Raw genomic sequence first — 8,830 nt, 5'->3', positions numbered from 1 at the left:
CGCGGCAGGAAAACGCGGATCCGATCCAGCGAAGACGGGAAGCTCCGGAGCCGAGGGTGAGGCTCGCTTGCTCAAACATGCCGCGCGCGGCGCGCGGCAACTCGCCGCTCTGCCTCACCCCCGTCTCAGGAGCAAGACAAACCTGGGCGCGTGAGACCCGCCGTTCACCAACGCAACCACGGCGGGTGGCGGCGGCAGGTGTCCGCGAGGAGCGCGTGTTGAGCGGCGAAGATCCCAAGCCTCGCTTGCGACCGATCGAAGCGATCCCAACGATTCACGAGGGGCGATCGTGCATCATCCTTCGCGATCCGGAAGGTTTCTCCGAAAACCCTCTCGTTGTTTCCGATCGCGCCGCCTTCCTTCTCGGCTTCATGGACGGCGAGCACACCCTTCTCGACATCCAGGCAGCGTACGCGCGCCGCTTCGGCGACCTTATTTTTTCGGACGACATCAGGAAACTTCTCCGACAGCTTGACGACGCCCTGCTTCTCGAGAACGATCGGTTCCGCGCGAAGAAGGAAGAATCCGAACGCGCCTATCACGAGATGAAGACTCGCCCCGCGGTCCACCTCTCCGCGCTGGACGCCGACCCAGCGACGTGGAAGCGATGGATGGACGGTTTCTTCGCCTCGGCGGGAGATCCGGAGTCGCCGCCTCCAAAAGGCCGAATCCGAGGGCTCATCGTCCCGCATATTGATCTTCGCCTCGGCGGGCCCGTGTGCGCCGCGGGATGGAAGACGATCGACCGATCCGAACCGCCCGCGCTCGCCGTACTCCTCGGCACCTGCCACGCGACGCTCCGAACGCTCGTGGCCGCTACCGAGAAGGACTTCGACACGCCGCTCGGCTCCGTCTCGACCGACCGGCGGTTTCTTCGCGAGCTCGACCGCGCGGCCGGCGGGCTCTTCGAGGACGAGCTCGCCCACAGGCGCGAGCACACGATCGAGTTCCAGGCGCTCTTCGTGCGCCGGCTCTTCGGTCGAAAGACGAAGATCGCCCCGCTCCTCTGTTCGTACGCGTGGCCTCACCTCGAACCGGACGCGCCGCCGGAGGAGCGCGGGCGAATCGAGAAGACGATCGACGCAATGCGCGCGATCTTCGAACACCGCGAGGAGAGCGTCCTTCTCGTTGCGAGCGCAGACCTCTCGCACGTGGGTCCTCGTTACGGAGACGAAGCCGCGCCCTCGAGCGGAGAGAGAAGGATCCTCGAGACCTCCGACCGCGCGTTTATCGATTCCATCCTCGCCGTCGACGCGGGCGCCCTCACCCGGCGCATGAAGCGAACGGGCGACCGGACCCGCATCTGCGGCTATTCCCCGATTCACTTCCTTCTCTCCGCCCTCGACCAAGGGAAGGGCGCGCTCCTTCGTTACGAGCAGGCGGTCATGGGAGAAGAAGGATCGATCGTCTCGTTCGCGGCGATCGCCCTCTCCTAGCCTAGCCGGCCTCTTGTCGGCTCGCGAACAGGCCGCTATACTCCCTTGCCGGACAAGGAGGCGCTCATGAAGCGCTCGCGCACAACGGGGAGCTCGGCGGCGAAGAAGCAGCCCGACCTCTTCCAGGAACCGGAAGAGAAGAAGATCTCTTCCCCCAAGAAGAAAGAGGGAAAGGCGGAGACGATCGCTCTCCCGGCCCCCGAAGAGAAGGCGCCTCCGGCGAAGCGGACCTCCGCCCCGCGGCTCCCGAAGCAGCGCGAGATCTCGGTCAGCGAGTTCTTCGCGAAGAACCGCCACCTGCTCGGCTTCGACAATCCATCCAAGGCGCTCCTTACGACCGTCAAAGAAGCCGTGGACAACTCGCTCGACGCCTGCGAGGAGGCGGCGATCCTCCCGAGGCTCGATGTGCGAATCGACGAGCTCGCCGAGGACCGCTTCCTCGTGACGGTCGAGGACAACGGGCCGGGGATCGCGCGGAAGGAAGCGCCCCGCATCTTCGGGTCGCTCCTCTACGGGAGCAAATTCCACCGGCTCCGCCAGTCGCGCGGCCAGCAGGGGATCGGCATCTCCGCCGCCGGCATGTACGGCCAGATGACGACCGGCAAACCGATGATCGTGATCTCCCGGCTCGGCGCGAACAAGCCGGCCCATCGGTTCGCTCTTCTCCTTGATACGAAAAAGAACCTTCCGGTCATCGCATCCGAGGAGGAGATCGACTGGCCGCTCGAGCACGGCACGCGCGTTACGATCGAGCTCGAGGCGAGCTACAAGGCCGGCCATCATTCGGTCGACCGCTACCTGCGGCATGTCGCGCTCGCCAACCCGCACGCGGAGATCGTCTATCGGTCGCCGAAGGGAGAGACCTTCCGCTACGAGCGCGCCGTCGAGCGGCTTCCCACGGAAGCGAGGGAAATCAAGCCGCACCCGCGAGGAGTCGAGCTCGGAACCCTGATGAAGATGCTGAAGGAAACGAAATCGCGGAACGTGCGCGGCTTTCTCACAGCGGAGTTCAGCCGCGTGAGCGGAAAGGTGGCGGACGAGATTCTCGAGAAGGCGGCTCTCAAGCCCGAGACGAGCCCGGCCCGCGTGCATCGGGATGCCGCGGAGATCCTCTATCGCGCGATCCAGAAGACGAAGATCATGAACCCCCCGACGAACTGCCTCTCGCCGATCGGCGAGGAGCAGCTCACGCTCTCTCTCAAGACGCACCACGAGCCGGCGTTCGTAGCGGCGGTCACGCGCCCCGCCGCGGTCTACCGTGGGAACCCGTTCCTCATCGAGGCGGCCCTCGCGTACGGCGGGCCCTCGTTCGAGACCGACCAGCCGGCGGAACTTTACCGTCTCGCAAACCGCGTGCCGCTGCAATACCAGAAGTCGGCGTGCGCCATCACGAAGAGCGTGATCGACGTGGCGTGGAAGAACTACATGGTCCCACAGAGCCGCGGCGCCCTTCCGACCGCGCCGATGGCGATCGCCGTGCACATCGCCTCCGTCTGGGTTCCCTTTACGTCTGAATCGAAGGAGGCGATCGCCTCGTACCCGGAGATCACCAAGGAGATTCGTCTCGCGCTGCAGGAGTGCGGGAGGAAGCTCGGCGTCTACATCCGGCGCGGCAGGCGTCTCGCCGAGGCTGAGAAGAAGAAGAGCTACATCGAGAAATACCTCCCGCACATCGGGATCGCCTTGCAGGAAATCCTCGGGCTCTCGGACGAGCGCCGCGACCGGAGAATGAAGGAGCTCGAAACGATCCTCGAGAAGAGCCGGAAGGTGTAGCCCTTTCGATTGGAGAGAGACGGTGCCGAAGACGAAGAAGAGCGCGGATCGAAAGAACCCGCCGAGAGTCCGGGAAACGCCGGTTTCCGGAAAGATTGTTTCGGAGGCGAAGAACGTCGAGGAGAGGATCGCCAAAGGGAAGAAGCCTTCTCTCCGCTTTCCTCTCCGCTCCCTGCGGAACGTGAGCTACCAGTCGCAGAAGGGGTTCTTCGAGATCCGAGGCCGCACGAAGGAGCGCACGCTCACGGTGAACACGGTGAAGACGTTCGCGCAGACGCTTCGCATGATGGCCCTCTCGAAGGAGCTCGTCGAGACGGACGACATCGCCACGAAGAGGGAAGCATACTACGTGTCCAAGAATTGGGGGGAGGCTCGCTTCAGCGAGCAGCCGGAATCGGATACGGTGATCGAGGATGTGGAGGCGCTCTTCAGAGTGAACCGCGAGCAACTCGGCTTCGTTCCCGAGGAGAAGGGAGGCGACGTCGCGGGCGAGCTCGTCGTCGTCGATCGGGACGCGGAGACCGGAGAGAGCCTTCGCATCGATTGCCGGAAGTTCGGCTCCGGCGCCTATTCGATTCCCATCTCGGTGGAGCACCTCGGTTTCGAGACGCGGGCCGAGTTCATCCTCGTGATCGAGACGGCGGGGATGTTCCAAAGGCTCGTCAAACACAACTACTGGAAGAGAGGGAACTGCATCCTCGTGTCGATGGGAGGCGTGCCGACGCGCGCCTGCCGGCGCTTCATCCGGCGCCTCGCCGACACGAAAAAACTCCCGGTGTACGTCTTCGTGGACGGCGACCCATACGGCATCACGAACATCTACCGCACCCTCAAGGTCGGATCGGGGAACGCCGCCCACCTGAACGAGTTCTTCTGCGTGCCTCAGGCGCGCTTTCTCGGCATCACGCCGCAGGACATCGTCGACTACAAGCTCCCGACGCACCCGCTCAAGGACGTCGACATCAAGCGGGCGAAAGACGCTCTCAAGAACGATCCGTTCGTTCTTCATCACAAGGCATGGCAGCGGGCGATTCAACAGCTCATCCAGATGGGGGTTCGCGCCGAGCAGCAGGCGCTCGCCAAGCACGGCCTAAACTACGTGATCGACGAGTACTTGCCCGAGAAGATTCGGCACCCGGAACGCTTTCTCCCCTAATCGCGCCTCGGGAAGAGCCGATGCGCCTCGCCGATCCGCGCCCCTTTCGGAAAGCGCGAGAATAGGCTAAAGTGTTCAGAGGAGACCCGCAAAGCGGGGGACGTTAACTTTCACAACAACAAGGAGTTCCGGGCTCATGAGCCGCGCGATTCTCTTGCTCCTTCTCTTCGCCGCGCTTCTATCCCTCGCTTGCGACGGGATCGACCCGGTCGACCTCGATGCGATCCCCTCGCCGCCCGGCGGGGTTTCGCTCGAAAACGGGTCGAGGCGCATGCTTCTCCGCTGGGACTTCATCGACGAAGTGAGTCCAGGAGTCAGCTTCTCAGGCTACAAGGTTTATTTGAAACGCGAAGATTGGGACGCGTTCTACGTGTGGAGCGCCTTCGAAACGAAACCGGGGAGCGCCTCGAACCTCCCGCTTCTCCAGGAGCAGAACTCCCTCGTCCAAGGCCGCATGGAGGTTTGGCTCGTCGATCTCACGAACGGGTTACGCCACTCGGTGTACGTGAAGGGGGTGCAGAACGGCAAAGAGGGATCCGCCTCGGCGATCGTGGACGACGTCCCCTACCGGCTGCACACGACGATCGCCATCCAAGAAGAAACGCGCACCGTCGCGGATTGGTACATCCCCGGATACGCGACCGCTTCCTACGGCGCCATCGGGCCCGACCGGATCGGCTATCACTACGACGAGGGCTCGGGGAAACACTACCTGCGTTTTCGGTCGATCGACGGCGGGGGATGGCTTCGCCTTCAGCACGCGGGACCGAGCGCCGCGAAGGAAGACGCGCCGATCGACGGCTCCGGTCTTCCGATCGGCTTCCACGAGGACGGCGCGCTCGATCGGAAGGAGATCGGGGAGCACGACTACCTCTTCGTCTGGAACACGAACGGAACGACGACGTCGAGCGAGGACGACCGCTTCTCCCGGATCTGGATCCGCAACATCGTCTCGATTCCTTCGGATCGAAAGATCCTGATCGACTGCGCCTACCAGCCGCGCGCGAACACTCCGAATCTCTGACGCGCGGGCTCGCGCGCTCCCCCGGCGGTATGCGGGAGCTTCGTCCTCCAGCCTTTACGTCTTCCCTCTCTTCGACTCGATCTCCTGCTCGATGAGCCGGAGGCGTTCGCGGTAGGTCTCGTTTTCGGGAGAGAGATCGAGCGCCTTCCGCACAGTTTCACGCGCGCGAGAAAGATCGCCCCGCTTGAAGAGGACCCAGGCGAGCGTGTCGAGGTGGGGGGCCGACGGATCGAGCGAGACCGCTCGTTCGGCGAAGCGGAGCGCCTCGTCGAGGTCGGCTCCCCGCTCGGCGAGAAGCCAGGCGAGCGTGTTCCATGCCTCGGGATGCCTCGGATGAGCCGATGTCGCGCGCCGAAGAAGAGCGACCGCTTCCTCGTGGTTCCCTCTTTCCGCATCGAGAAGCGCGAGCTTGTTCAGAGCGTCGACCGATTGCGGCGCGATCTCGAGAGCCTCTCGGTAGGCGGACACGGCCTCATCGTTGCGTCCGAGCCGCGCTTCGAGCATCCCGAGACCGATCCAAAGATCGACGCGCCCCGGGTTTCTCGCGGCCGCATCGCGCAAATGGCGCGCGGCCTCCTCGGCACGGCCGGCGCGAAGATATGTCTCGGAGAGACGGATCCGTGCATCCGGATTGTCGGGGTCGTTCCGAACCTCCGTCAGTCTTCGCGCAAGCTCGCCCTCTCTCCTCTCGCGCGCGATCCGCACCGCCGGATGGACCGGAGTGATCCTCTCTGCCGCCTCGAAATCTTCCCACGAGTCGGGATCCCCGCGAAGACCCTTCGCCATGCCGCGAAGCACGAGCTCGTTGCTCCGAAGATAGTCGCCCAGCTCCTCGTCGAGAGCTCGCCTCTCCTCCGGGTCCTCAGGCCAGTTGACGAGAAGCTCGCGCACGTCCGATCGGTGGGGAATGAGCGATTCCAAGATCGCCGCCCAAGCAAACTCGTCGTTCACGACGAACTTGGGTGCGAGGTATTCAAGGAGCGGATGATCGTCGGTGTTCAGCCTCGCTCCCTCGGAATACTCGCGAAGCGCGTCCTCATCCATCACAAGGCTGCTGAGGAAGAAAGTCGCGTCGTTCAAGCCGACGACCGAGAGATCCGCTTGGATTTCGGGACGCGTGATCCGCCGGAGATACTCCCGACAATCGATCCGGAGCGGCACGTCGTCGACGGGAGCGAGAAGAAGCGCGTGGCGATTCACCATGTTGTAGGCCATCCACATCGTGGCATGTGGAAAGACGGTCCGGAACGACCGCACGATCATCCGGAGCTCCTCGGGCCGGAGCCCGTACACAGGGAACCAGCTCGACATGAACCCTCCCGGTGCGATGCGGCGCCGGCAGTCCGCGAAGTAGTCCACCGTATAGAGGCTCGCGTTGCCGCTCACCCGCGGATGGATCGAGTCGTTCATGATGATGTCGTAGGTTTCGCCCGTGAGGAGAGCATAGTTCTTGGCGTCCATGATGATGATGCGAACGCGCGGATCCTTGTAGGCGAGGCCGTTGATGTCGGCGAAGAACGGCGCGGCCTGAACAAGACCGGCGCAGATCTCCACCGCGTCCAGCTTCGAGGCGCCTTCGAGGAGAACCACTCGCGTCGTCTCTCCGCTCCCGAACCCGATTTGGAGAGCGCGCGGCCCGGAGTTCGGATGGAAGAGAAGGGGAAGATGCCCCTGAAGAAGCTGCGTCGTGCGGAGCATCGAGTCGGTGCCCGCGACATCCACCCCGGTCGTGCAGATGACCCGCATGTCGTCCTGGAAGTTGTAGCCCGGCGGATATTGGTGAACCGTGATCGTGGCCGTTACGTCCTCGCTGCAGTAGATGAGCTCGGTTCCCGGATGAGATTGTGCAAAGAGCCTGTGGAAGGCGCGCGGCGGGATGAGAAACGCCCCGAGGAGAAAGCCCGCCGCCGCTACCGCCGCCGCACACGCGATGCCCCGAGCACGCCGCCCCGGCTCGGCCGACCAGAGAACCACGCCCACCGTTAGATTGAAGAGCGCGACCGCCATGAGTCCGTGTTGGGCGCCGAGCGCGGGAAGAAGAAGGAAGCCGGCGGTGAGCGAGCCGGCAACCGCTCCCACCGTGTTCACCGCGTAGAGAGCGCCCACACCGCGCCCCGCGCCCCCGACGGTCCGAACGAAGCCGGCGACCGCGACCGGAAACGCGGCGCCCATGAGAAGCGCCGGCACCGCCATCACCGCGGCCGCCGCAGCGAACCGAACCGTGGTCAATCCCCAGAAGCCGGGGGGAGCGAAGTGGGCGACGTAGGCGTAGAGCTTGTACAGATCGGCGAGAAGCGGGATCGACGCCACCGCCGCGAGCCCGATCGCGATCTCGATCGCGCCGAACAGCGACAGGAGGCGGCGCCTGCGGTCGACCCAACGCGCCACGAGCAGACTTCCGAGGGCGATTCCCGCCAGGAAGGTCGTGAGAACCACCGCGAAAGCCTCGATGCTCGCGGTCACGACATGGATGATGACCCGCGTCCAGATCACTTCGTACGCGAGAGAGGCGAACCCGGCCAGCCCCACGGAAACCAGGATGAGACGCCGGAGCTTCGGGGAGTACCCTCCGGTGGCGGATTCCCTCTCGGACACGCGCGCCGGGGGCCTTCTCGGTCCCATCTCGACCGGCGCTTCGACCGCACTCGGCGCCGGCGACACGCGGCGCGCGAGGAGGATGATGAGCACCGCAACGGTCAGGCTCACCGCCGCGGCAACATTATTGCTCGCTCGAACACCAAATCTTTCGATCAAGAAGAATCCAGCCGCGAAACATCCCGCCGTGGCCCCGAGCGTGTTAAGAGCATAGAGAGCGGCCACGCGGCCGCCGAGGCTCTCCCGGCGGCTCACGAAGAAGCGGGTGAGAACCGGGAGCGTTCCTCCCATCAGGATGGTCGGGGGGAGGAGAAGAACGAAAGAGAGCAGGAAGCGCGCGACGAAGAAAGGAGCCGGGTCCTCGCCGAAGGAGCGGAAGAGGCCGCCGTAGACGACGTTCAGCCCGCGCAGGATGAGGGGCATGAAGAGCGCGTAGACGGCCACGCCCGCTTCGAGGAGCCCGTAGAGACGAAGCGTGTCGCGCCGCCGATCCGCAAGGCGCCCGAAGAGAAAGCTCCCGAGGGCGAGCCCGCCCATGAAGGCGGCGATCACGGTGCTCGCGGCGTGCACCGTGTTTCCGAAGACCAGCGTGAGCATGCGGGCCCAGACGATCTCGTAGACGAGACCCGCGGCCCCCGAAAGCACGAAGAGGACGAGCACGAACGCAGCCGTCCTCCTGCCGATCGTTCCCGCAATGCTTGGCTCGGAGCGCGAGTCGCTCAGGTGTGTGTCTCCTTTCGAAAGCGCCCCGGACGATCGCGGCGGATCACCGGGGACCTCGCCTGAATGATGCGCGCGCTACCTGCTGCGGCCGCGGATCGCGGCCTCACGAGGCTTGCCGTACGT

5 protein-coding genes are annotated in these 8,830 nt (G+C 64.6%); 4 read left to right on the top strand and 1 reads right to left on the bottom strand.

Features of this window, described 5'->3' with window-relative positions:
• The first annotated feature begins 218 nt into the window (after nucleotides 1–218).
• From amrB to FJY73_07135, 4 genes are all read left to right on the top strand, one after another.
• Entirely contained in the window at nucleotides 219–1,436 is a 1,218-nt protein-coding gene (gene amrB, locus FJY73_07150) for an AmmeMemoRadiSam system protein B (protein MBM3320437.1), read from the top strand.
• A 66-nt stretch (nucleotides 1,437–1,502) separates the two neighbouring features.
• Nucleotides 1,503–3,209 carry a DNA topoisomerase VI subunit B gene (locus FJY73_07145; protein MBM3320436.1) on the top strand — a complete coding sequence of 569 codons (1,707 nt, stop codon included), beginning with the start codon at nucleotides 1,503–1,505 and terminating at the stop codon, nucleotides 3,207–3,209.
• A gap of 94 nt (nucleotides 3,210–3,303) precedes the next feature.
• The gene (locus FJY73_07140) at nucleotides 3,304–4,365 is read left to right on the top strand and encodes a DNA topoisomerase IV subunit A (protein ID MBM3320435.1); all 1,062 of its coding nucleotides are present in this window, start codon (nucleotides 3,304–3,306) and stop codon (nucleotides 4,363–4,365) included.
• 136 nt (nucleotides 4,366–4,501) lie between these two features.
• The gene (locus FJY73_07135) at nucleotides 4,502–5,389 is read left to right on the top strand and encodes a hypothetical protein (protein ID MBM3320434.1); all 888 of its coding nucleotides are present in this window, start codon (nucleotides 4,502–4,504) and stop codon (nucleotides 5,387–5,389) included.
• Nucleotides 5,390–5,443: 54 nt separating this feature from the next.
• On the opposite strand, the gene FJY73_07130 is transcribed toward FJY73_07135, so the two are convergent.
• Nucleotides 5,444–8,644 (bottom strand): fused MFS/spermidine synthase, encoded by a 3,201-nt coding sequence (locus FJY73_07130; protein ID MBM3320433.1) that lies wholly within the window; start codon nucleotides 8,642–8,644, stop codon nucleotides 5,444–5,446.
• Nucleotides 8,645–8,830: the final 186 nt, after the last annotated feature.

It is taken from the genome of Candidatus Eisenbacteria bacterium, from assembly GCA_016867715.1.
In the GTDB taxonomy this organism is placed as follows: domain Bacteria; phylum Orphanbacterota; class Orphanbacteria; order Orphanbacterales; family Orphanbacteraceae; genus VGIW01.
Note: the sequence above shows the minus strand (reverse complement) of the source record. Positions and strands in the feature narration are given on the sequence as shown.